The sequence below is a fragment of the Micromonospora sp. NPDC005367 genome, assembly GCF_040606825.1.
Classification (GTDB): Bacteria; Actinomycetota; Actinomycetes; order Mycobacteriales; family Micromonosporaceae; genus Micromonospora.
The window spans coordinates 271,787-294,853 of sequence record NZ_JBEXFP010000001.1; the positions used below are offsets into that span (position 1 = coordinate 271,787).

Annotated in this window: 19 protein-coding genes; 9 read left to right on the forward strand and 10 right to left on the reverse strand. The window is 72.5% G+C overall.

Going from position 1 to position 23,067, the window contains the following annotated elements:
* Window positions 1-28: 28 nt before the first annotated feature.
* Window positions 29-541, reverse strand: a complete 513-nt coding sequence (locus ABZS42_RS01200; RefSeq protein WP_355141237.1) for a hypothetical protein — start codon at window positions 539-541, stop codon at window positions 29-31.
* A 253-nt stretch (window positions 542-794) separates the two neighbouring features.
* Here ABZS42_RS01200 and ABZS42_RS01205 point away from each other — a divergent pair, with 253 nt between their 5' ends.
* From ABZS42_RS01205 to ABZS42_RS01220, 4 genes are all read left to right on the forward strand, one after another.
* Entirely contained in the window at window positions 795-2,318 is a 1,524-nt protein-coding gene (locus tag ABZS42_RS01205; protein WP_355141239.1) for an AlkA N-terminal domain-containing protein, read from the forward strand.
* Complete coding sequence (locus tag ABZS42_RS01210) at window positions 2,315-2,827, forward strand: methylated-DNA--[protein]-cysteine S-methyltransferase (protein WP_355141241.1); 513 nt, start codon at window positions 2,315-2,317, stop codon at window positions 2,825-2,827. Before ABZS42_RS01205 ends, ABZS42_RS01210 begins: the two co-directional genes overlap by 4 nt.
* 37 nt (window positions 2,828-2,864) lie before the next feature.
* Window positions 2,865-4,769 (forward strand): ABC transporter ATP-binding protein, encoded by a 1,905-nt coding sequence (locus ABZS42_RS01215; protein WP_355141243.1) that lies wholly within the window; start codon window positions 2,865-2,867, stop codon window positions 4,767-4,769.
* A 161-nt stretch (window positions 4,770-4,930) separates the two neighbouring features.
* Complete coding sequence (locus ABZS42_RS01220) at window positions 4,931-6,763, forward strand: ABC transporter ATP-binding protein (RefSeq protein ID WP_355141371.1); 1,833 nt, start codon at window positions 4,931-4,933, stop codon at window positions 6,761-6,763.
* Window positions 6,764-6,773: 10 nt separating this feature from the next.
* Here the strand turns inward: ABZS42_RS01220 and ABZS42_RS01225 are convergent, their stop codons facing one another.
* Window positions 6,774-7,427, reverse strand: a complete 654-nt coding sequence (locus tag ABZS42_RS01225; RefSeq protein ID WP_355141245.1) for a nitroreductase family protein — start codon at window positions 7,425-7,427, stop codon at window positions 6,774-6,776.
* Between the two features lie 65 nt (window positions 7,428-7,492).
* Between ABZS42_RS01225 and valS the strand changes: the two genes are divergently transcribed.
* Entirely contained in the window at window positions 7,493-10,057 is a 2,565-nt protein-coding gene (gene valS / locus ABZS42_RS01230; RefSeq protein ID WP_355141247.1) for a valine--tRNA ligase, read from the forward strand.
* A 94-nt stretch (window positions 10,058-10,151) separates the two neighbouring features.
* On the opposite strand, the gene ABZS42_RS01235 is transcribed toward valS, so the two are convergent.
* The 5 genes from ABZS42_RS01235 to ABZS42_RS01255 all read right to left on the reverse strand — a co-directional run bounded on the left by ABZS42_RS01235 (window position 10,152) and on the right by ABZS42_RS01255 (window position 14,378).
* Window positions 10,152-10,799 carry a hypothetical protein gene (locus ABZS42_RS01235; protein ID WP_355141249.1) on the reverse strand — a complete coding sequence of 216 codons (648 nt, stop codon included), beginning with the start codon at window positions 10,797-10,799 and terminating at the stop codon, window positions 10,152-10,154.
* Between the two features lie 128 nt (window positions 10,800-10,927).
* Window positions 10,928-11,638: an ABC transporter permease gene (locus tag ABZS42_RS01240; protein ID WP_355141251.1), complete on the reverse strand. Its 711-nt coding sequence runs from the start codon at window positions 11,636-11,638 to the stop codon at window positions 10,928-10,930.
* 1 nt (window position 11,639) lies between these two features.
* Window positions 11,640-12,593, reverse strand: a complete 954-nt coding sequence (locus ABZS42_RS01245; RefSeq protein ID WP_355141253.1) for an ABC transporter ATP-binding protein — start codon at window positions 12,591-12,593, stop codon at window positions 11,640-11,642.
* The gene (locus tag ABZS42_RS01250) at window positions 12,590-13,471 is read right to left on the reverse strand and encodes an ABC transporter permease (protein ID WP_355141255.1); all 882 of its coding nucleotides are present in this window, start codon (window positions 13,469-13,471) and stop codon (window positions 12,590-12,592) included. Before ABZS42_RS01250 ends, ABZS42_RS01245 begins: the two co-directional genes overlap by 4 nt.
* Window positions 13,464-14,378: an ABC transporter ATP-binding protein gene (locus ABZS42_RS01255; protein WP_355141257.1), complete on the reverse strand. Its 915-nt coding sequence runs from the start codon at window positions 14,376-14,378 to the stop codon at window positions 13,464-13,466. The genes ABZS42_RS01250 and ABZS42_RS01255 overlap by 8 nt, the downstream gene beginning before the upstream one ends.
* 215 nt (window positions 14,379-14,593) lie before the next feature.
* On the opposite strand from ABZS42_RS01255, the gene cysC reads away from it, so the two are divergent.
* The 3 genes from cysC (at window position 14,594) to galT (ending at window position 18,263) form a co-directional block, all read left to right on the forward strand.
* Complete coding sequence (gene cysC, locus ABZS42_RS01260; RefSeq protein WP_355141259.1) at window positions 14,594-16,123, forward strand: adenylyl-sulfate kinase; 1,530 nt, start codon at window positions 14,594-14,596, stop codon at window positions 16,121-16,123.
* A 263-nt stretch (window positions 16,124-16,386) separates the two neighbouring features.
* Window positions 16,387-17,193, forward strand: a complete 807-nt coding sequence (locus tag ABZS42_RS01265; RefSeq protein WP_355141261.1) for a DeoR/GlpR family DNA-binding transcription regulator — start codon at window positions 16,387-16,389, stop codon at window positions 17,191-17,193.
* On the forward strand, window positions 17,190-18,263 hold the full coding sequence (galT, locus tag ABZS42_RS01270; protein ID WP_355141263.1) for a galactose-1-phosphate uridylyltransferase: 1,074 nt from the start codon (window positions 17,190-17,192) through the stop codon (window positions 18,261-18,263). Before ABZS42_RS01265 ends, galT begins: the two co-directional genes overlap by 4 nt.
* A 293-nt stretch (window positions 18,264-18,556) precedes the next feature.
* Here the strand turns inward: galT and ABZS42_RS01275 are convergent, their stop codons facing one another.
* Window positions 18,557-19,774, reverse strand: coding sequence for an NADP-dependent isocitrate dehydrogenase (locus tag ABZS42_RS01275; RefSeq protein WP_355141265.1), 1,218 nt, complete (start codon window positions 19,772-19,774; stop codon window positions 18,557-18,559).
* Window positions 19,775-19,909: 135 nt separating this feature from the next.
* On the opposite strand from ABZS42_RS01275, the gene ABZS42_RS01280 reads away from it, so the two are divergent.
* The gene (locus tag ABZS42_RS01280) at window positions 19,910-20,719 is read left to right on the forward strand and encodes an MBL fold metallo-hydrolase (protein ID WP_355141267.1); all 810 of its coding nucleotides are present in this window, start codon (window positions 19,910-19,912) and stop codon (window positions 20,717-20,719) included.
* A gap of 111 nt (window positions 20,720-20,830) precedes the next feature.
* Here the strand turns inward: ABZS42_RS01280 and mdh are convergent, their stop codons facing one another.
* Both mdh and ABZS42_RS01290 read right to left on the reverse strand, forming a co-directional pair.
* Window positions 20,831-21,781: a malate dehydrogenase gene (mdh, locus tag ABZS42_RS01285; RefSeq protein WP_355141269.1), complete on the reverse strand. Its 951-nt coding sequence runs from the start codon at window positions 21,779-21,781 to the stop codon at window positions 20,831-20,833.
* A gap of 137 nt (window positions 21,782-21,918) precedes the next feature.
* The gene (locus ABZS42_RS01290; RefSeq protein WP_355141271.1) at window positions 21,919-22,779 is read right to left on the reverse strand and encodes a bifunctional methylenetetrahydrofolate dehydrogenase/methenyltetrahydrofolate cyclohydrolase; all 861 of its coding nucleotides are present in this window, start codon (window positions 22,777-22,779) and stop codon (window positions 21,919-21,921) included.
* Window positions 22,780-23,067: the final 288 nt, after the last annotated feature.

Sequence of the window (23,067 nt, forward strand, 5' to 3'; positions counted from 1 at the left end):
CTCGGCAGTTGGGCGTCGCCCCCGCCGATCAGCGGCGGCGCAGTTGGCGGGGCACGATCGCCGACGGCTCGCCGACGGGACAACCGGCCAGGGCCAGCTCGGCGGCCGAGAGCTGCCCGGGTGCCAGCTCGCGAAGCGCGGCGAGCGGAAGGGTGAACCGGGCCTCGGCCGACGGGCCGGCCACTCGCGACTCGCGGAGCATCCAGCGCACCTCGTCAGCCGTCCAGCCCAGCCCGAAGCGCTCGGCGATCTCCCGGACGAGGCGCAGGCCGGGCCGGGTGTCGTCGTCGTAGAACCGCATGCACCAGTGGTGCGCCCACATGCCGAGCGCCCGCAGCCCGTCGTGATCGAGGGAGCGAGCCAGCCGGCCGCAGGCGGTGTCGGCGAAGGAGCGGGTGGGGTCGTCGGCGCGGTCCCGCTCGATCGCGCCGACGGCAGCCGGCGCCACGGCACGCATCCGGCGGTAGAAGCCCTGCAGCACGGCCCGGTCCAGCGGAGGGTGGTCGCTCCGCGTCGTTTCCGGACCCGCCACGCTCGCCATCGCCGTACCCCTTCTTGAGTTGGTGGCCGGACGGTACCGCCCACTACCGACACTTTCGACGGCGCGGGCGGAACCACCCAGACGGACCCGGACGTCGCCGACGCCGAGCGCGAACCCGAACCGTTCTGGGTCGCTCGCGGCGCCGGGGCGGGCGTCGGCGTCGTGGCCCGGACGTCGCAGTGGCTGACGGGCGGTACGGTCAGGTCCGATTCCCGCCAGCCGACGCCCCGCCGGTGGGGGCATCATCGGTGGCGTGGAGTTGGACTTCGAGCGGTGCTACCGGGCGGTCGACAGCCGTGACCAGCGATTCGACGGCTGGTTCTACACCGGCGTGACGTCGACCGGGATCTACTGCCGGCCGTCCTGCCCGGCCACCACACCGAAGCGGCAGAACGTCCGGTTCTTCCCGTCCGCGGCGGCGGCGCAGGGTGCGGGACTGCGCGCCTGCCGCCGCTGCCGGCCCGACGCCGCGCCCGGCTCACCCCAGTGGGACGTACGCGCCGACGTGGTCGGCCGGGCCATGCGGCTGATCGCGGACGGGGTGGTCGACCGGGAGGGGGTGCCGGGGCTGGCCACGCGGCTCGGCTACACCGAACGGCACCTGCACCGGATGCTGCACGCCGAGGTCGGGGCGGGACCGCTCGCGCTGGCCCGGGCACAGCGGGCGCAGACCGCCCGGATCCTGATCGAGACGGCCGGGCTCGGCATGGCCGAGGTCGCGTTCGCGGCGGGGTTCGGCAGCGTACGGCAGTTCAACGACACCGTCCGGGAGGTCTACGGCGTGGCACCGACGGAGCTGCGCCGGGCCTGCGGCCAGCGGCTCGTCGCGGGCGGCGCGGGAACGATCACGCTCCGGCTCGCGTACCGCCCGCCGCTGCACGCCACCGCGTTGCTGGACTTCCTCGCGCTGCGTGCGCTGCCGGGGGTCGAGGAGGTCCGGGACGGGACGTACCACCGCGGGCTGCGGTTGCCGCACGGCTCGGGCGAGGTGGCGCTGACGCCGGCAGACGGTTACGTGTCGGCGGTGCTACGCCTGACCGACATGCGTGACCTGTCGCCGGCGGTGGCCCGCTGTCGCCGCCTGCTCGACCTGGACGCGGACCCGGAGGCCGTGGACGGCACGCTCGGCGCGGATCCGGCGCTCGCCGCCGCCGTCGCGGCCGAGCCGGGCATCCGGCTGCCCCGCTCGGTGGACGGCTTCGAGATGGCGATGCGCGCGATCGTCGGTCAGCAGGTCTCGGTGTCCGCCGCCCGTACGACCCTGACCCGCCTCCTGGCCCACGCCGCTGCCGAGGCCCCGCCGCCGACTTCCGTCGATCATGAGGTTGTCGCCTCGGACGGCGGCGTGTCGGGACGACAACCTCATGATCGACCCGGGTTCCGCCCGGCCGGGTGCGGGTTGCGGGGATTCCCGAGGGCGGAAGCGGTGGCGGGGTTGCCGGACCCGGCGTTCCGGATGCCGGCGGGGCGGCGGGAGACGATCCGGGGGCTGGCCCGGGCGGTGGCCGAGGGCGAGCTCGAACTCGCGCCCGGCGGGGACCGGGAGGAGACCGTCCGCCGGTTGATGGCGCTCCCCGGGGTCGGCCCCTGGACCGCCGGATACGTCGCGATGCGCGCGCTCGGCGACCCGGACGTCCTGCTCCCCACCGACCTGGCCGTTCGGCGCGGCGCGGCCGCGCGGGGCCTGCCCGACGACCCGAAAACCCTCGCCGCGTACGCGGACCGCTGGCGACCCTGGCGGTCCTACGCGGTGATCAGACTCTGGAGAACGATTTGACCACTGTAGACACCGTCGTGCTGGCCACCCCGGCCGGTCCGCTCAGCGTCCTGGCCGGCCCGGACGGGGCGGTTCGGGCGGCCGGCTTCACCGACGACCCCGAGGCCCTGCTGCCACTCGTCCACCCGGCGCTAAGAGCGCCGCTGCGGCACCGCGCCGACCTCGGTCCGGTGACCACCGCCGTTCGTTCCTATCTCGACGGTGACCTGACCGCGATCGACGCGGTACCCGTCGAACAGCGCACCGGCGGCGAGTTCCTGACGCACGCCTGGCAGGTGCTGCGCGACGTGAAGCCGGGTGAGCCGGTCACGTACACCGGATTCGCCGGGCTCGCCGGACGGCCGCTGGCCGTACGCGCCGCCGCGGCGGCCTGCGCCCGCAACGCGGCCGCGCTCTTCGTGCCCTGCCACCGGGTGCTGCGTACCGACGGGACGCTCGGCGGCTACCGCTGGGGGCTCGACGTGAAGAAGTGGCTTCTCGGCCATGAGCGGCGGTTGACGGCAAGCTGACACCGGCGCGGAGCGCAGTTGACGCTAACGTCGGGTAGTGCCTGCGGAGCGCAACGGCGACCCGCCCGCCCGGGTCGCCGCGGGCCCCCACCCGGTGCACAACCTCTGGCGGCTGCGCCGCTACCTGCGCCCGTACGCGACCGAGTTCGCCTGGGTGCTGCCCGCGGCGTTGGCCGCCACCGGGGCGGGCATCGCCGTACCGCTCGTGGTGCAACGGGTCGTGGACGGGCCGGTGGCCCGGCGGGACCCGGCCGGTCTGCTCCAGCTCAGCGCTCTGGCGCTGCTGCTGGGGCTGGCCGAGGCGGTGCTCATCTTCATCCGCCGCTGGGTGCAGTCCTCCTCCGCCGTCGGCATGGAGGCGGCGCTGCGGGCGGACCTCTACGCCCACCTGCAACGGCTGCCGGCGAGCTTCCACGACCGCTGGCAGTCCGGCCAGTTGCTCTCCCGGATCACCAGCGACCTGTCGGCGATCCGGCGGTTCCTCTCCTTCGGCCTGCTGTTCCTCGTGCTCAACGTGTTGACCTACGCGGTCGTGGTGGTGCTCCTCATCCGCCTGCACCCGGCGTTGGGACTGCTGGTGGCCGCCAGCGCGGTGCCGCTGTTCCTGATCACCCGCCGGTTCGCCCGGCAGTACCATGCCGCGTCCCGGCGGATGCAGGACCAGCAGGGCGACGTGGCCACCTTGGTCGAGGAGACCGCGCAGGGTCTGCGCACCATGCGGGCGTACGGGCGGGGGCCGCAACTGGCCGCCCGCTTCGGTGCCGCCGCCCGCACCCTGCACGACACCGGGGTCGGCAAGGGTCGGCTGCTGGCCCGCACCTCGGCCCTGCTCGACCTGGTGCCGAACCTGACCCTGGGCGTGGTGCTGGCCGCCGGAGCGGCCGCCGCCGCCCGGGGCGTACTGACGATCGGGGAGCTGGTCGCGTTCGTGAGCCTCCAGCTCATGCTCATCTGGCCGGTGCAGTCACTGGGCTGGATCATCGCGAACGGTCAGGAGGCGGCGACCGCCGCGGACCGGGTCCAGGAGGTGCTCGACACTCCCCCACGGATCGTCGACTCGCCCGGCGCCATCGCGCTGCCCCGCTCGGCCGTACGCGGTCGGCTGAGCTTCGAGCACGTGTCGTTCGCCTACCCGGGCGCGTCGGCGCCGCTGCTGCGGGACGTCGACCTGACCGTCGAGCCGGGCGAGACGCTCGCCCTGGTCGGCGCGACCGGCTGCGGCAAGAGCACGCTGCTCTCGCTGGTGCCGCGGCTGCACGACGTGACCGGCGGCCGGATCACCCTGGACGGGCACGACCTGCGGGAGTTGCGGCTCGACTCGCTGCGCCGGCTCGTCGGGGTGGCGTTCGAGGAGCCCATCCTCTTCTCCATGTCGGTCCGGGAGAACCTCGCCCTGGGCCGCCCGGACGCCGGTGAGGAGGAGATCCGGGCCGCGCTCGCGCTCGCCCAGGCCGACTTCGCCGACGACCTGCCGTGGGGGCTCGGCACCCGGGTCGGCGAGCAGGGGCTCTCCCTCTCCGGCGGGCAGCGGCAGCGACTGGCGCTGGCCCGCGCGGTGCTGGGCCGCCCCGCACTGCTGGTGCTCGACGACCCGCTCTCGGCACTCGACGTGCAGACCGAGGCGCTGGTGGAGGCGGCCCTGAAACGGGTGCTGCGCGACTGCACCGCGCTGCTCGTCGTACACCGGCCGTCGACCATCGCGCTGGCCGACCGGGTGGCGCTCATCGAGGACGGCCGCGTCACCGCGGTCGGCCGGCACTCCGAACTGCTCGCCACCGTCCCGGCGTACCGCGCCCTGCTCTCCGCCGATCCCCCGGACACCGCGCAGCCCGCCGCAACGGCGGCGGACGCCGGGAGACCGCCGACCGCGGACGCACCGCCCGGGAAGACCGCGCCACTTTCCGGTGGTACGCCGGACGGGAGCGGGTTGGTGCGGTCGTGACGATCAAGGTGGCCGGCCGGGGCGGCCGGTGGCGGCTGCGGGCCCGCCGGCCGCCCGCGCCGGCGGGCCTGCCACCCGCGGCGCGGGACTCCCCACCGCCCCGCGCCGACGCACCAGCCGAGGCGGCGGGGGCGGCGCCGCCCGGCAGCGGCGACACCGGACTGTCCCGGTGGCGCGGGCAGGCCACCGATCCGGACGCCGACCGCAGCCGCGCCGAGGAGAACACGCCGCAGGCGCTCGCCCGGCTCCGCGTGCGAAGTCGCGTGCTCCTGGCGGATCTGCTACGCCCGCACCGGGGTCGCCTCGCCGCGGCGGTGGCGCTGCTGCTCGCCCAGAACGGCGCCGCGATGGCCGGGCCGTACCTCGTCATGCTCGGTATCGACCGGGGCATCGCGCCCCTGCGGGCGGGCGACGCCCGGCCGCTGGTCGCCGTGGCCGGTGCGTTCGGGGCGGCGGCGCTGACCGAGTACGCGGCCCGCCGCGGCTTCCTCACCCTCTCGGCGCGGATCGGCCAGGCCGTCCTGCTCGACCTCCGCCAACGGGTGTACGGGCACTTCCTGCGCCTGTCGGTGGCCTTCCACGAGCGGTACACGTCCGGCCGGATGGTCTCCCGGCTCACCAGCGACCTGGACTCGATCGCCGAACTGGCCGACGGCGGCATCGACAGCCTCGTGCTCGCCGTGCTCTCCATCGTCTCCGTCGCCGCCGTCCTGCTCTGGCTCGACCTTCCGCTGGCCGCCGTGACGCTGCTCGCCTTCCCGTTCCTGTTCTGGCTGTCCCGCTGGTTCGCGCGGGCCTCGGCCGGGGCGTATCGGCGGACCCGCGAGGCGGTGGCCCTCGTCATCGTCCACTTCATCGAGTCGATGCACGGCATCCGGGCCGTCCAGGCGTACCGGCGCGAGCCGCGCAACCAGCGCATCTTCGCCGCGCTCAGCGACGAGTACCGCCGGTCGAGCCTGCGCACCTTCCGGCTGATCGCCACGTACTCACCGGGCATCAAGGTGATCGGCAACGTGACGGTGGCGGCGGTGCTCTGCTACGGCGGCTGGCGGGTGCTCGGCGGGCGGACCGAGATCGGGGTGCTCGCCGCGTTCCTGCTGTATCTCCGGCGATTCTTCGAGCCGATGCAGGAACTCAGCCAGTTCTACAACTCGTTGCAGTCCGCCACGGCGGCGTTGGAGAAGCTCGCCGGCGTGCTCGACGAGCGGCCGACCGTCGCCGAGCCGGCCACGCCGGTGCCGCTGCCGCACGGCCCCGGCCACGGCGAGCTGAGGTTCCGTACCGTCTCCTTCGGCTACCGTGCCGGCGCGGCCATCCTCACCGACCTGGAGCTGACCGTGCCCGCCGGGCAGACCGTCGCCCTGATCGGACCGACCGGCGCCGGCAAGTCGACGATCGCCAAGCTGGTCGCCCGGTTCTACGACCCGGTCGCCGGCACGGTAAGCCTGGCCGGCGTCGACCTCCGCGACGTGGCCGACGCCGACCTGCGCCGGGCCGTGGTCCTGGTGACCCAGGAGAACCACCTGTTCACCGGCACCGTGGAGGAGAACATCAGGTTCGGCCGCCCGGACGCCGACGACGCCGCCGTGCGGGCGGCCGCGCGGGCGGTCGGCGCGCACGACTTCATCGCCGCCCTTCCCGACGGGTACGCCACCCAGGTGCACCGGCGCGGCGGGCGGCTCTCCGCCGGGCAGCGGCAGCTGGTCGCGTTCGCCCGGGCCTTCCTGGCCGATCCGGCCGTACTGCTGCTCGACGAGGCGACCTCGTCGCTGGACGTGCCGACGGAGCGGCTCGTACAGCGGGCGCTCGGCACGATCCTGCGGGACCGGACGGCGCTGGTCATCGCGCACCGGCTCTCCACCGTGGAGATCGCCGACCGGGTGCTCGTGCTCGACGGGGGACGGATCGTCGAGGACGGCCCGCCCGATCAGCTCGCCGAAGCGGGCGGCCGGTACGCCGCCCTGCGCCGGCAGTGGCAGGACTCCCTCCGCTGACCGGGAGGGTTCACCAGCGGTCGACGTGCAGTACCTCGTCCAGCGGCTGCCGGATCGCCGGGCGGAAGTCCCCACCGGTGTACCAGGCGGTCGGGACCAACGCCGCCTGGCGTACCTCCTCGGGAAGGCCGAGCAGTTCGGCCACCTCCGCCTCGTACACCAGATGCAGGGTGGTCCAGGCGGTGCCGAGGCCACGCGCCCGCGCGGCGAGCATGTAGCTCCACACCGCCGGCAGCAACGATCCCCACAGCCCGGCCTGATTGCCGGCGGCGAGCTCACCGCCGCCGGACAACCGCAGGCACGGCACCAGCAACACCGGCACCTGCCCCATGCGGTCGCCGAGCCAGGCCACGCTCTCGGCCACCCGGCTCTGCACCGCCGCCCGCGCCGGGTCGTCCGCGAAGAGGCGGCCCGCCGAGGACTCCGAGTCGAGGTAGGCGCGCACCGCCCGCTGGTAGAGCAGACCGATCTCGGCCCGCAGCATCGGATCGGTCACCAGCACGAAGTGCCACCCCTGCCGGTTGGAGCCGCTGGGCGCCTGCAACGCGATCTCCAGGCACTCACGAACCAGCTCCATGGGCACCGGGCGGGTCAGGTCCAGCCGGCGACGGACCGTACGGGTGGTGGTGAGCAGCTCGTCGGGGCTCAGCGGATGCGTCGGCACGAATTGCATCGTGTCACGCCGTCAACCGCGTGGTCCGGCCGTTGGCGGCTGCCTACGATCGCAGGATGACTGATACGGCGAGTACGGCGCGCACCGGCGTCCCCGAGCGTCCGACCCTGGACGGCATCGAGGAGGCATGGGCGCGCCGCTGGCAGGAGGATGGCACGTACGCGTTCGACCGGGCGAAGCAGCGGGCGGACGTTTACTCCATCGACACACCACCCCCCACCGTATCGGGCGAGCTGCACATGGGGCACGTCTTCTCGTACACGCACACGGACACGATCGCCCGGTTCCAGCGGATGCGCGGCAAGGCCGTGTTCTACCCGATGGGCTGGGACGACAACGGCCTGCCCACCGAACGCCGGGCGCAGAACGTCTACGGCGTGTGGTGCGATCCCGAGCTGCCGTACGACCCGGCCTGGCGTCCACCGGCCACCCCGGTGACGGACGAGGCCCGGAAGAACCCGACCCCGATCTCGCGGCGCAACTTCATCGAACTCTGCGAACGGCTCACCGTCGCCGACGAGCAGGTCTTCGAGCGGCTGTGGCGGCGGCTCGGGCTGTCGGTGGACTGGTCGTTCACGTACACCACGATCGGTCGGATGGCGCGGGCCACCAGCCAGCGGGCGTTCCTGCGCAACCTGGCCCGCGGTGAGGCGTACCAGGCGGAGGCGCCGACGCTCTGGGACGTCGGCTTCGCCACCGCCGTGGCCCAGGCCGAGCTGGAGGACCGGGAGCGCCCCGGCGCCTACCACCGGCTGCGGTTCACCGGCCCGGGCGGGCGCGAGGTGCTGATCGACACGACCCGGCCGGAGTTGCTGCCGGCCTGCGTGGCCCTGGTCTGCCACCCGGACGACGAGCGGTACGCCGAGCTGGTGGGCGCCACCGTGCGCAGCCCGCTGTTCGGGGTCGAGGTGCCGGTGCACGCGCACCCGCTCGCCGACCCGGCCAAGGGCACCGGCATGGTGATGGTCTGCACGTTCGGCGACCTCACCGACGTGACCTGGTGGCGTGAGCTGCAACTCGACACCCGCGTGGTGATCGGGCGGGACGGCCGGCTGCTGCCGGAACCGCCGGCCGGCGTGCCGGCACAGCCGTACGCGGCGCTGGCCGGGCAGACCGTCAACGGCGCCCGCCGTGAAATCGTCGGGATGCTGGCCGACGCGGGTGACCTGGTCGGCGAGCCACGCCCCATCACCCATCCGGTGAAGTTCTACGAGCGGGGTGATCGGCCACTGGAGATCGTCTCCACGCGGCAGTGGTACCTGCGCAACGGCGGACGCGACCTGCAGCTGCGCGAGGAGCTGCTCGCCCGCGGCCGGGAGCTGCGCTGGGTGCCGGAGCACATGCGGCACCGCTACGAACACTGGGTGGGCGGGCTGACCGGCGACTGGCTGGTCAGCCGGCAGCGCTTCTTCGGCGTGCCGGTGCCGGTGTGGTACCGGCTCGACGACGCTGGCGAGCCGGACCGGTCCCAGCCTCTCACGCCGGACGAGTCCGCGCTGCCGGTTGACCCTTCGACCGACGCGCCGGCCGGATACGACGAGTCCCAGCGCGGCCGGCCCGGCGGTTTCGTCGGTGACCCGGACGTGCTGGACACCTGGGCCACCTCGTCCCTCAGCCCACAGATCATCGGCGGCTGGGAGACCGACCCGGACCTGTTCGACCGGGTCTTCCCGATGGACCTGCGACCGCAGGGGCACGACATCATCCGCACCTGGCTCTTCTCCACCATCGTCCGTTCGCATCTGGAGCACGGTGTGCTCCCGTGGCGGGACGCGGAACTGTCCGGCTGGATCCTCGACCCGGACCGGAAGAAGATGTCCAAGTCCAAGGGGAACGTGGTGACCCCGATGGCGTTGCTGGAGCAGAGCGGATCCGACGCGGTGCGGTACTGGGCGGCCAGCGGTAAGCCCGGCATGGACCTGGCGTTCGACCCGGCCCAGATCAAGATCGGCCGCCGGCTGGCGACCAAGGTGCTCAACGCGTCGAAGTTCGCCCTCGGACTGGGTGCCGGCGACGCGCTGCGCGCCGCCGCCACCGAGCCGCTGGACCGCGCCATGCTCGCCGAGCTCTCCGGAGTGGTCACCGCCGCGACGACCGCCCTCGAGGCGTACGACCACACCGCCGCGCTGCTGACGACCGAGTCGTTCTTCTGGCGCTTCTGCGACGACTACATCGAACTGGTCAAGGAGCGCGCCTACGGCTCCGGGCCGGGGGGCGACTCGGCCCGGGCGGCACTGGCCACCGCACTCTCGGTGCAGTTGCGGCTCTTCGCCCCGGTGTTGCCGTTCGTCACCGAGGAGGTCTGGTCGTGGTGGCGGTACGGCTCGGTGCACCGCGCGCCGTGGCCGACGACGTACGAGGTGGGCCGGGCGATCGAGGGCGAGGCGGATCCGGAGCTGCTCCGGATCGCCGGGGATGCGCTCAGCCAGGTGCGCCGGGCCAAGTCGGAGCGGAAGCTCTCGATGCGGGCCGAGGTGCCGCTCGCCGAGGCGCTCGGTCCGGCCGCCCTGCTGCAGAAACTCACCCTGGTCTCCGACGACCTACGGGCGGCGGGCCGGATCGCCAAGCTGGACCTTCTTCCCGACCGTGCGACGGAGCTGGTGATCGCCTCCGCCTTCTGAAGTCCCCTCCTTGCACTTGCCCGGAAAGAGTGGCGTCCGCGCACGGAAGGCCACTCTTTCCGGGGGCAAGGGGCACCTTGCCCGTGGGGTTGGATTACCAGGTGCGGAGGAAGCGGAGGCCCAGGAGGAAGGCGACTGCGGCCGGGCCGACCAGCAGGGTGATCGCCTGAAGCCGGTACGGCATGCGGTGCCGGGTCAACTCGGCCGCGTTGCCGAGCACGATCACCCCGGCCAGCATCAGGAACGCACCCCACCAGCCGGCGTCACCGAAGTCCACGAGGTGGACGCGGAGCAGCTGGAAGGTCGCGCCGAGCAGGGCCCCGGTCAGCGCGAGCAGCGCCACGGCCCGGTGCAGACCCCGGGCCAGTGGATGCGCCGGCCGCCACACGTAGGTACCGGCGACCGCCAGGCACGGCACCATGATCATGACAGGCCAGCCCCGGCCCATGACGCCGAACATGAGCAGCGCGCCGGTGGCGAAGACCAGCACACCGGCACAGCAGACCACGTAACCGGCGAACGCCCGCCCACCGCCCCGGGCCAGCAGCGGCCCGCCACACGCCGCGATGAGCGCGCCGGGGATCAGCACGAAAAGCGCCCACCAGTTGAAGTGCCCGCTGCTCCGGGCGAGCGTGGTGGTCACCGCCGCAGCCAACCCGGTGACCGCGAGGCTCACCAGCCAGTGCCGCCCGGTCTCCGTGCCCGGCCGCCCCGCCATCACCTGTCGCACTTCTGCGCTCACCGGTCCAGCCTCGCCGACCGGTCCGGCCCGGTCCATCCGGCCAGCCCTACCTTCGCAAGACCGGTGAGCAGGGGTCCCTGCCGCACGCGAAGCGTCGACAGGGACCCCTGTTCACCGAAACTTGGGTGTCAGCTGGTTTCGCCCGCCACGCTGAACGAGCGCAGCCGATCGATCGCCAGGACGGTGAAGCCGATGCTCACCAGCGCGGTCATCACCGCCGCCACCGGCACCGACACACTGGTCTCCAGCAGGCTGGTCGGCGCCAGCCGGTCGGCGAGGGCGATCACGTACTGCTGGATCGACAGGACCTTCGTGCCGCTCACGAAGTTGCCGAGCAGCCCCTCCCAGATCAGTACGTAGACCAGGCCGAGCAGCACCGGACGCCGGGTGATCAGGCTCAGCGCCAGGAACAGTGCCGAGTACGCCAGCGCGCCGAGGCACCCGGCCACGGCGAGCGCCAGACCGAGCCGTACCGAATGGGCCAGCACGCCCGCGACGTAGAGCGGCACGGCGAGGGTGGCCGCGGTGACCCCGGTCGCCACCGCGAGCTTCGGCAGCACGATCTGCCAGCGCGGAAGCGGCTTCGTGAGGATGTGCACTACGGTGCCGTCGTCGATCTCCGCGCCGAGCACGCCGGTGCCGACGATCAGCGCGACGACCGGCAGCACCACGGCCAACCCGAGCCCGACCAGCACCGGCGGCCCCCACTCGCCCGGGTCCACCCCGAGCGAGCGGGAGAGCACGGCGAGCAACACCAGCACGACGGGCAGTGGGAAGAGCATCAGGAACCGGCGGCGGCCGAAGAGGCCCCGGGCGGTGATCCAGGAAACGGTCGACATCTCAGGCCTCCACCAGGTAGGAGAAGACGCTCTCCAGGGACTCGTCCTCGGGCACCAGCTGCCGGACCCGGATGCTCTTCGCCAGGGCGATCCGGGGCAGCGCCCGGGTGAAGGCGCCGTAGTCGCCGGCCCGCACGGTCAGGCCGGTACGGCCCAGCTCGACCCCGGTGACGGAGGGCTCGGCCATCAGCGCGACGGCCAACGCCCGGTCGTCGGTGGAGTGCACCGCGAAGACGTGCGGCCGGTTGGTCATCAACCGGCGGATCGTGCGGAAGTCGCCGGAGGCGGCGAGGCGGCCGGCGACCATCACCTGGACGGTGCCGGAGACCTGCTCGACCTCTTCCAGGATGTGCGAGCTGAACAGGATGGTCCGGCCGGCGTCTCCGAGGCGGTGCAGCAGCTCCATCATGTGCAGCCGCTGGCGCGGGTCCATTCCGTTGAACGGCTCGTCGAGCAGCAGCACCTGCGGGTCGTGGACCAGTGCCGCGGCCACCCTCGTCCGCTGCCGCATGCCCTTGGAGTACGTGCCGATCCGCCGCTCCTGCGCGCCCTCCATCTCGACCAGCGCGATGGCCCGGCGGGCCGCCTCCTTCGGGTCGGGCAGCCGGTGCAGCTTCGCGCTGGCCAGCACGAACTCGTACGCGGTGAGGAACGTGTGCACCGCCTCCCGCTCGCTGACCAGACCGAGCCGGCGGTAGACGGCGGGGTTACGCCAGGTCGGCTCCCCGTCGAGCGCGACCGTGCCGCGGGACGGGGCCAGGAAACCGGCCATCATGTGCAGCAGGGTGGTCTTGCCCGCGCCGTTCGGACCGAGCAGCCCGGTGACGCCCGGGCCGAGGCGCATGGAGACGTCGTTGACGGCGACCACGTTGCCGTACCACCGGGAGACGCCGTGCAGGTTGAGGGTGGAGGTGGGGGTGGCCGGGGCCGCCGGCTCCGCGCTGATCGTGGTCATCGGGCGGCCACCTTCCGGTATCGCAGGAACAAGAGGGCGACGCAGGCGGCCACCAGCAGCACGGCGGCGGCCACGTAGACCGGTCCGAAGCCGCCGATTTGATTTCCGGCCTGCCCGCCGGGTATCAGCAGGTCACCAAGGGTGTATTGGCCGACGGCATGGACCAGGGCGGTGGGCGAGCCGAGCATCGCCAACTCGTTGACCGTACGGGACGGCATGATCGACAGGATGCCGACGATCGGGGCGGTCATCAGGAACACGGCCACGACGCCGCCGGCCGCGAAGGCTCGCTTGCCGGTGAGCGAGGCGATGAGCAGCCCGACCGAGGCGAAGACCACCGCCCACAGCACGGCGTAGAGCAGGCCGGGCAGCAGGTCGAGCAACTCGTCCCAGACACCGCTCATCCCGTCCTTGGTGGTGAACGCGGCACCCAGGAACATCACCAGCTGCGGTGCCCCGAGCAGCAGCCAGAGCGCGCTGCCCAGCGCGGCCAGCTTGGCCAGGGCGTAGTCCCCGCGGGGCAGCGGGCGGGAGAAGTAGAGCGGTAGCACGCCGCTGTGCAAATCGCGGGAGACCAGCTCGGGGGCGACCACCGCGACGAAGAAGATGACCAGCCAGCTCATGTTGTCGGCGAACTGGGCGTAGGTCATCACCACCTCGCCGATCTGGCTGCGCACCGCGGTGACGCCGGCGGCGACCAGGGTGACGATGCCGATCACCAGCCAGGGGAAGATCTTGGCCTTGGCGCTGCGTCCCAGGCCGAACGCGGTGCGCAGACCGTGCAGGTAGAGCGCGCCGAAGACTTGCCGGCGACCCAGCCGCGGACCGGTGTAGCGCTGGTAGCCGATGTCGTGGATGACGCCGGTCGGCTCAGACATGGCTGGGCTCCCTCGTGGCGAACAGCTCGGCCACCCGGTGCCGGCGCTGGTCGAGCCGGTGCAGCGGCAGGTCCAGCTCGGCGACCGCGCCGAGGATCAGATCGTAGGTGGCGTCGTCGGCGAGCGGTACGAGCAGCAGCCGTCCGTCCCGGGTCACCGGCAGCTGGAGCGCGGTCAACCGCGCGGCGAGGTCTTCGGTGCCCTCGCTGACCTCCACGGCGAGCACGTCGGTGCTCGACGTCATCGCCGAGATGTGGTCTGCCCGCAGCAACCGTCCGCCGTCGATGGCGACCAGCGTGTCGCAGATCCGTTCCACCTCGCCCAGCAGGTGGGAGCAGACCAGTACGGAGATGCCGAACTCCGTGCCGATCCGGTGCACGAGGGCCAGCATCCCGTCCCGTCCCGCCGGGTCGAGGCCGTTGGTCGGCTCGTCGAGCAGCAGCAGGTCGGGATCGTGCACCAGCGCCTGTGCGAGCTTGACCCGTTGCTTCATGCCGGTGGAGTAACCACCGACCGGCCGGTAGCGCTCCTCGTAGAGCCCGACGTGCCGCAGCGCCTCGGAGGCCCGCTCCCGGGCGACCGTACGCGGCAGGCCACTGATCCGTCCGAGATGGGTGACCAGTTCGGCGGCGGTGAGGTCCGGCGGGAGGGCGTCGTGTTCCGGCATGTATCCGACCCGGGCACGGACGGCCGCCGAGTCGGTGGTCGGGTCCAGGTCGAGCACCCGGACCCGGCCGCTGGTCGGGGTGAGCAGGCCGAGCAGGATCTTGATCAGGGTCGACTTGCCGGCGCCGTTGGCGCCGACCAACCCGATGATCCCCGGCTCGACCGCGACGGTGAGGTCGGCCAGTGCCGTGACCCCACCCCCGTAGGTCTTGGTCAGCGACTCCGTCGCGATCAGTGTCACGCCGACCAGCGTAGGCAGGACACGCTGGTCGTGGGGGGCGCCTCGCCCCCGGTCCTCCCCTGATCCTCGCCGGTTTGCCCCCTAAGGAAATCGGTCTCGAGGGAACCGCGCACACCGTCGGCCGGGCGGCCGTCGAGGTTCCCTCGTGGAGTGGCACCCTCGACCGATCGCGGGTCTGCTGCGAAACTGTGTGCCGATCAGCGAGTGGGGGTGTGATGAGCAACGGGTGGGTGCTGCCCGACGAGGTGCTCCGCGACGCGCCGGCGTACACGCCGCGCCCGGGGGAACTGGCCGACCTTGAGCTGCTGCTGACCGGGGCGTACGCCCCCCTCAGCGGCTTCATGACGCGCGCCGACCTGGTCTCCGTAAGCCGGCGTGCCCGGCTCGCCGACGACACCCCGTGGCAGGTCCCGGTGACCCTCCAGGTGCCGGCGGCACTCGCCCAGGGGCTCGATCCACGTGATCCGGCGCGCCGGGCACTGGTGCTCACCGACGGCGAGGGCGCCCCGGTGGCGGCGCTGGAGGTGGCCGACACGTGGCCGGTTCGCGACGGGGTCGCCGGCGTCGGCGGCCCCCTGCGCCGCCTGGGCGACGGCGGTCACGGGCCGTTCCAGCGGCTGCGCCGCGCCCCGGAGGAGGTACGCGCGTTGCTGCCTCCCGGCCGGGTGCTCGGGGTGATCGCCGACCGGCCGCTGCACCGCCCGCAGCTCGCCCAGATCGCGCACGCCGCCCGCACCCTCGGCGCGCATCTGCTCGTCCTGATCCCGGTCGGCGAGGACGGGGTCGGCGGGCTGCCACCCGAGTCGCTGGTGCGCGCCGTGTTCGCCGCCCGCGACCGGATGCCGCCGGCCACCCTCGTCGCCGTGCCGCTCTCCCGCCGCCGCGACGAGATCAGCGAGGCGCTGCTGCGGGCCAGGGTGTCGGCCGCGTACGGGGTGACCCATCTGCTCTCCACCGGCGACATGCTTCCCGGGGCCGGGCTGCGGGTGCTGGTGCCACGTGAGCTGGCCTACGACAGCCGGGACGGGCAGTGGCGCTGGCGGGAGGACATCCCGCCGCGCAACCGGCGGCTGGCGTTGACCCAGGCGGAGATCGACGACCTGCTGGACCGGGGCTTCCCGCTGCCTGAGTGGCACACCCCGCCCGCGGTCGCCCGAGAGCTGGCCCGGGCCCGTCCGCCGCGCCGGTACCGCGGGCTGGTGGTCTTCCTGACCGGGCTGTCCGGCTCGGGCAAGTCGACCATCGCCCGGGGCCTCTCGGACGCGCTGCGCGAGGGCGGTGAGCGGACGGTCACCCTGCTCGACGGTGACGTGGTGCGCCGGGAACTCTCCGCGGGGCTCGGGTTCACCAAGGCCGACCGGGACCTGAACGTACGCCGGATCGGCTGGGTCGCCGCCGAGATCGCCCGGCACCGGGGGGTCGCCATCTGCTGCCCGATCGCGCCGTACGCGGCGGCCCGGGCGACTGCCCGGGAGATGGCGCTGGCCGCTGGGGCGGGGTTCGTGCTGGTGCACGTCGCCACTCCGTTGGAGGTCTGCGAGCAGCGTGACCGCAAGGGTTTGTACGCGCGGGCCCGCGCCGGCCTGGTCACCGGCATGACCGGCGTCGACGACCCGTACGAGGAGCCGACCGACGCCGACCTGGTGCTGGACACCAGCGATCTGCCCGTGGACGAGGCGGTCCAGGCGGTGCTGCACCACCTCACCGAGAGCGGCTGGGTCGAGCCCAAGCATCCGCCGCTCTGAGCGCCGGGCATTCGGCGCGGGCAGCGCCCCGGTTGGGCGGTACCGGTCGGTGAGTTGCCGGCCGCGCGGCGGGTGGCCGGGCCGGGCCTGACCAGGCTCAGCCGCGCGGCCGTGATCGCGCGCTCGGCCGACGGCTGGTCGCTCCGGGCCGCCGCCGGACCCACCCCGCTCCTTTCACCGGCTCCGGCCACGCGCTAATGTTCATTCTTGTTGGAACGCGTTTGACCACGTGAGAGTACGTGAGCGGCCGGGAGGTGCGGCGGATGCTGGCGCAGCAGCGGCAGGCGACGATTCTGGAGCGGGTCCGCGCGGCGGGCGGCGTACGGGTCAGCGAGCTGGCCGCCGAGTTCGGCGTCTCGGACATGACGATCCGGCGTGACCTGGAGACGCTGCACGAGCGCGGTCTGCTGGCCAAGGTGCACGGCGGGGCCACGCTGGCCGGGCCGGGGTCGACCGACGAACCCGGGTTCCGGGCGAAGTCGGTGCGGCAACCGGCCGAGAAGGCGGCCATCGCCGGCCGGGCGGCGCAACTGGTCCGACCGGGCGCGGCGGTCGCGCTCTCCGCCGGCACCACCACCGCCGAGCTCGCCCGCCGCCTGGTGGACGTGCCCGGGCTGACGGTGGTGACCAACTCGCTCCCGGTGGCCGAGATCATGCACGCGGGTGGGCGGCCGGACCAGACGGTGGTGCTCACCGGCGGGGTGCGGACGCCGTCCGACGCCCTGGTCGGGCCGCTGGCCGTCGGGGCGATCCGATCGCTGCACCTGGACCTGCTCTTCCTCGGCGTCCACGGGATCAGCGAGCGGGCCGGGTTCACCACGCCCAACCTCATGGAGGCGGAGACCGACCGCGCCCTGGTCGCGGCGGCCGACCGGCTGGTGGTGCTCGCCGACCACTCCAAGTGGGGCACCGTCGGCATCTCCTCGATCGTCGAGCTGTCGGCCGCGCACGTGCTGATCAGCGACGCCGGGCTGCCGATTGAGGCACGACGGATCCTCGGCGAACGCGTGGGCGAACTGGTGATGGTGTCGCCGACGGGCGCGCCGACGAATGGAGGGGCGGCGGAGTGAAGCGCACCGAGGTCCGGCTGGCCGACGGCCGGGAACTGATCTACTTCGACGAGCGGGACGACGCCGTCCGTGACCAGCCGGACCGGCGAGAGCTACCGCCTCCGCCGCACGCGTCGCAGTTGCGCTACGACCCGCTGACCGACGAGTGGGTGGCGGTCGCCGTGCACCGGCAGACCCGTACCTTCCTGCCGCCGGCCGACGAGTGCCCCCTCGACCCGTCGGTGGGTGACCGGCTCACCGAGATCCCGGCGTCGGACTACGACGTGGTGGTCTTCGAGAACCGGTTCCCGTCGCTGAGCAGCCGGGTCGCCGACGCGCCCGGGGAGATCACCCCGTTCACCCCGTTCCGGCCGGGGCTCGGTCGTTGCGAGGTCGTCTGCTTCACCTCCGACCACAACGCCTCGTTCGCGAGGCTCTCCCCCACCCGGGTCCGGACGGTGATCGACGCGCTCGCCGACCGCACCGTGGTTCTGAGCGAGCTTCCCGGGGTGGAGCAGGTGTTCTGCTTCGAGAATCGGGGTGTGGAGATCGGCGTGACGCTGCACCACCCGCACGGCCAGATCTACGCGTACCCCTTCGTCACGCCGCGGACCCGGACGATGCTCGCCGCCGCGCGCCGGCACGCCGAGCGCACCGGCGGCAACCTTTACGCCGACGTGCTCGCCGCCGAGCGGGCCGCCGGCGAGCGGGTGGTCCTGGCCAACGAACACTGGACGGCGTACGTCCCGGCGGCCGCCCGTTGGCCGTTCGAGGTGCACGTGGCCCCGAACCGGCCGGTGCCGGACATCCCGGCGCTGGACGACGCGGAGCGGGACGCCTTCGGGCCGCTCTACCTGGACCTGCTGCGCCGGTTCGACGGGCTCTTCGACATGCCCATGCCCTACATCGCGGCGTGGCACCAGGCGCCGGTACGGATCGACCGCGAGCTGGGCCACCTGCACCTGCAGCTGTTCAGCATCCGCAGGGCGAAGGACAAGCTGAAGTACCTGGCCGGCTCGGAGTCGGCCATGGGCGCCTTCATCAATGACATCGCACCGGAACGCGCCGCCGAACTCCTCCGCGCCGCCTGACCGGGGCCGCTCCATCCGGGGACAGGCGGGGAAACCCTCGGAACAGGGCGCGGGGGGCCCGGGACAGGGCCCCCCGCAGGGAAGGGACGGCTGGCTGTGCACGACAGCCGGGAAGGCTGGCTGATTGGCACTCGTGCCGCGCGGTCACCGCGGCCAACCCTCCTGGACGCGACTGGCATCTCGTCCACCTTGGTCAACGAGGCGCGCCGAGTCGAGTGACGGAAAAATAATCCGTCCGGCACGACGAAGCCCGCCGGCACGATGCCGGCGGGCTTCGTCGTTGCTGGTGGCGATCAGACAGCCAGCTTGCGGGCCAGGTTCTCGTCGAGCGCGTTCATGAACTCGTCGGTGGTCAGCCATGGGGCGTCGCGCGAGATCAGCAGCGCGAGGTCCTTGGTCATCTGGCCGCCCTCGACGGTGTCGACGATGACCTGCTCCAGGGTGTTGGCGAACTCGGTGACCGCCGGGGTGCCGTCCAGCTTGCCCCGGTGGGCCAGGCCCCGGGTCCAGGCGTAGATCGAGGCGATCGGGTTGGTCGAGGTCTTCTCACCCTTCTGCCACTGCCGGTAGTGCCGGGTGACCGTGCCGTGCGCGGCCTCGGCCTCGACGGTGCGGCCATCCGGGGAGAGCAGGACGGAGGTCATCAGACCCAGCGAGCCGAAGCCCTGCGCGACGGTGTCGGACTGCACGTCACCGTCGTAGTTCTTGCAGGCCCAGACGTAGCCGCCCTCCCACTTCAGCGCGGCGGCGACCATGTCGTCGATCAGCCGGTGCTCGTAGGTGAGGCCGGCGGCGTCGAACTCCGCCTTGAACTCGTTCTCGAACACCTCGGCGAAGATGTCCTTGAACCGGCCGTCGTACGCCTTCAGGATGGTGTTCTTCGTTGACAGGTAGACCGGGTACCCGCGGTCCAGGCCGTACCGGAACGAGGCCCGGGCGAAGTCCCGGATCGACTCGTCGAAGTTGTACATGCCCATGGCGATGCCGCCGCCGGAGAAGTTGGCGACCTCCATCTCCACCGGCGCGGAGCCGTCGGACGGGGTGTAGGTGACGGTCACCTTGCCGGGGCCGGGCACCACGAAGTCGGTGGCCTTGTACTGGTCACCGTGGGCGTGCCGGCCGATGATGATCGGCTTGGTCCAGCCGGGGACCAGCCGCGGCACGTTGGACATGATGATCGGCTCACGGAAGACGACGCCGCCGAGGATGTTGCGGATGGTGCCGTTCGGCGAACGCCACATCTTCTTGAGGCCGAACTCCTCCACCCGGGCCTCGTCCGGGGTGATCGTCGCGCACTTGACGCCGACGCCGTGCTCCTTGATGGCGTTGGCGGCGTCGACGGTGACCTGGTCGTCGGTCTCGTCGCGGTGCTGGATCGACAGGTCGTAGTAGTGCAGGTCGACGTCGAGGTAGGGCAGGATCAGCTGCTCACGGATCTGCTTCCAGATGATCCGCGTCATCTCGTCGCCGTCGAGCTCAACGACCGGGTTGTTTACCTTGATCTTCGCCATCGGCCGGCGCTCCTCTCGGGGGACACGTGCTCAAGCAGTACGAGCGTACTGGAAACTGGCCGGCACCCCCCAGCCGGCCTCGGCGGCAGGGAAATCGGGGCGGCCGGCGCGGAAGATCACTGGCATCATCGCCGGATGCCACTGAGCCGTACCCACGGGTCTATCACGGTCACCGCGATCACCGACGGCGAGGGGCCGTTCTTCGCGCCCCGCACGGAGGCGTTCCCGGCCGCCACCGCCGAGCAGTGGCGGGAGGCCGACCGCCGGGACCCGGCCGCGGTGACCGCCGACGGACGGTGGTGGCTGCACTTCCGCTGCTTCGCGATCCGGGCCGGCGACGGGCGGACAACCCTGGTCGACGCCGGCATCGGGCCGGCCGACTCACCGGCCGCGAGCTGGGCGCCGGTGCCGGGTCGGCTCCCCGCCGAACTGGCCGCCGCCGGTATCGATTCGGCCGACGTACGGACCGTCGTGCTCACCCACCTGCACACCGACCACGTCGGCTGGGCGGTCACCGGGTCACCCGGCACGCCGTACTTCCAAAACGCCACGTACCTGCTCCAGCGTGCCGAGGTAGCCGCCGTCGACCGGGTCAACCCGGAGCTGCGGGCCGGGCTGATCGCGCCGTTGCGCGCCGCCGGCCAGCTGCGGGAGGTCGACGGCGAGAGCACCATCGGGCCCGGCGTACGACTGCTCCCGACGCCCGGGCACACCCCTGGGCACCAGTGCGTGCTGGTGGAGGCGGACGAGTCACGGCTGCTGCTCACCGGCGACCTGCTGGTGCACGCCGTGCAGCTGGTCGCTCCCGAACTCGGGTACGCCCACGAGGAGGACCCGGCGACGGCCCGCGCGTCCCGCACAAACCTGCTGCGCACCCTGGCCGAGGCCGGCCCCACGATCCTGGCCACCCCCCACCTGTCCGCCCCCTTCCACCTCCACCCCTGACGCCTTCCCCGGCTCACCCACTCGCCGTCGCCCGGGTGAGCCGGGGGTGGGGGTGGGATGGCAGGAGGGGCGCGCCGTACGCGGCGCGCCCCTCCTTCGGTGGTGCTCAGGTCACATGTTGGCGACGTCGGCCTGCTTGGCGCGGACGGCCTCGGCGGCCTCCTTGAGGCTGTTGAGCTCGTCGGCGTCGAGGTCGGTCTCGACGACCCGCTTCACACCCTCGGCGCCGATCTGCGCCTCGACGCCCAGGTAGACGCCCGAGATGCCGTACTCGCCGTCGACCCAGGCGCAGACCGGCATGATCTCGCCGGAGTCCTCGGCGACCGCCTTCGCCATCTTGGCCGCGGCGGCGGAGGGGGCGTAGTACGCGGACCCGGTCTTCAGCAGCGCGACGACCTCGGCGCCACCGTTGCGGGTCTTGACCACGAGCTCCTCGATCTGCCCGTCGGGCATGACCTCGCGCAGCGGCTTGCCGTTGACGGTGCTCTTCGAGGGCACCGGCACCATGGTGTCGCCGTGCGAGCCGAGGGTGAGGGTCTTGACCGACTTCACCGGTACGTTCAGCGCCTCGGCCACGAAGTTGGTGAACCGGGCGGTGTCGAGCATGCCGGCCTGACCGAGCACCCGGTTCTTCGGGAACTGGGTGGCGAGCTGGGCCAGGGCGGTCATCTCGTCGAGGGGGTTGGAGACCACGATGACGACGGCGTTCGGGGCGTACTTGGCGACGTTCTCGGAGACCTGGCGGACGATCTTGGCGTTCGTCTCCAGCAGATCCATCCGGCTCATGCCCGGCTTGCGGGGCAGACCCGCGGTGATGACGACGACGTCGGAGCCCTCGATGGCCTCGTAGCCCTCGCCGTTCGGGCCGGTGGTGGCGCCGACGACCTTGGTCTCGAAGCCTTCGACCGGGCGCGACTGGTTGAGGTCCAGCGCGAGGCCCGCCGGCTTGCCCTCCACGATGTCGGTGATCACAACGGTGTCGAAGACGTCGTACTCGGCCAGGCGCTGTGCGGTGGTGGAGCCGTAGAAGCCGGCCCCGACGACAGTGACCTTCTTACCCATGGTCGTCCCACTCCCTGATACCAGTCGGTTTTCCGGACCGTATCAGTCATCCTGGCACCGATCCGGCCAGGGGCGGACGGTTATGACGCCGTTGGCCTGGAAGGGGGCCCCTATCCGGAATCCGCCGGCGGAGCGGGTCAGCCCTGCTCGGCGCGCTCGACCACGTTGGTGAGCAGCATGGCCCGCGTCATCGGCCCGACCCCGCCCGGCATCGGCACCAGAGCGCCGGCCACCTCCACCACTGCCGAGTCCACGTCGCCGGTGTAGCGGCCCTTGCCGTCCGGACCGACCACCCGGGTGATGCCGACGTCGACCACCACCGCGCCCGGCGTGACCATGTCGGCGGTGAGCAGGCCCGGAACGCCGGCCGCCACGATGACGATGTCGGCGGCCCGGGTGTGCGAGGCCAGGTCGAGCGTGCCCGTGTGGCACAGCGTCACTGTCGCGTTCTCGCTGCGCCGGGTCAACAGCAGGCCGAGCGGACGACCGACGGTGTTACCGCGACCGACCACCACGACCTTGGCGCCGCTCAGCGCGACGTCGTGCCGGCGGAGCAGCTCGACGATGCCGCGCGGGGTGCAGGGCAGCGGGCCCGGGTAGCCGAGCACCAGCCGCCCGAGGTTGACCGGGTGCAGGCCGTCGGCGTCCTTCGCCGGGTCGATCAGCTCCAGCACGCGTTGGGTGTCGAGGTGGCCGGGAAGCGGCAGCTGGACGATGTAGCCGTGGCAGGCCGGATCGGCGTTCAGTTCGGCGAGCACCTGCTCGACCTGAGCCTGCGTGGCGTCGGCCGGTAGCTCTCGCCGGATCGAGGCGATGCCCACCTCGGCGCAGTCGCGGTGCTTGCCGTTGACGTACGCCTGCGATCCGGGATCGGACCCGACGAGGACCGTCCCGAGCCCCGGGGTGATCCCTCGTTCGGCCAGAGCCTTGACCCGCGTCCGCAGCTCGTCCTTGATTTCCGCCGCGGTCGCCTTGCCGTCCAGAAGCGTCGCCGTCACGTGCAGATCGTCTCACGGCCGACGCCCTCCGGTTACGACGACCCGACGACCGCCGCGACCGGCGGGCTGCCTCCGCTCCGTCCATTGGTAACCGTGTGTGACATGAATTGCGTCACTCTTCGTATCCGTTGTGTTCTGCGTCACGCCACCTCCGGACGGTTAGGTGGCTTAGGCAACAATCTGGGCACCGGGTTCGCGATTCGCCCATTCAGCCAACAAACCGGACAGCCACTGCCCTGCGCCAGGCTCAAAAGCGCTCGTCAGAGCCAAATTGACCAAGGTGCGCCT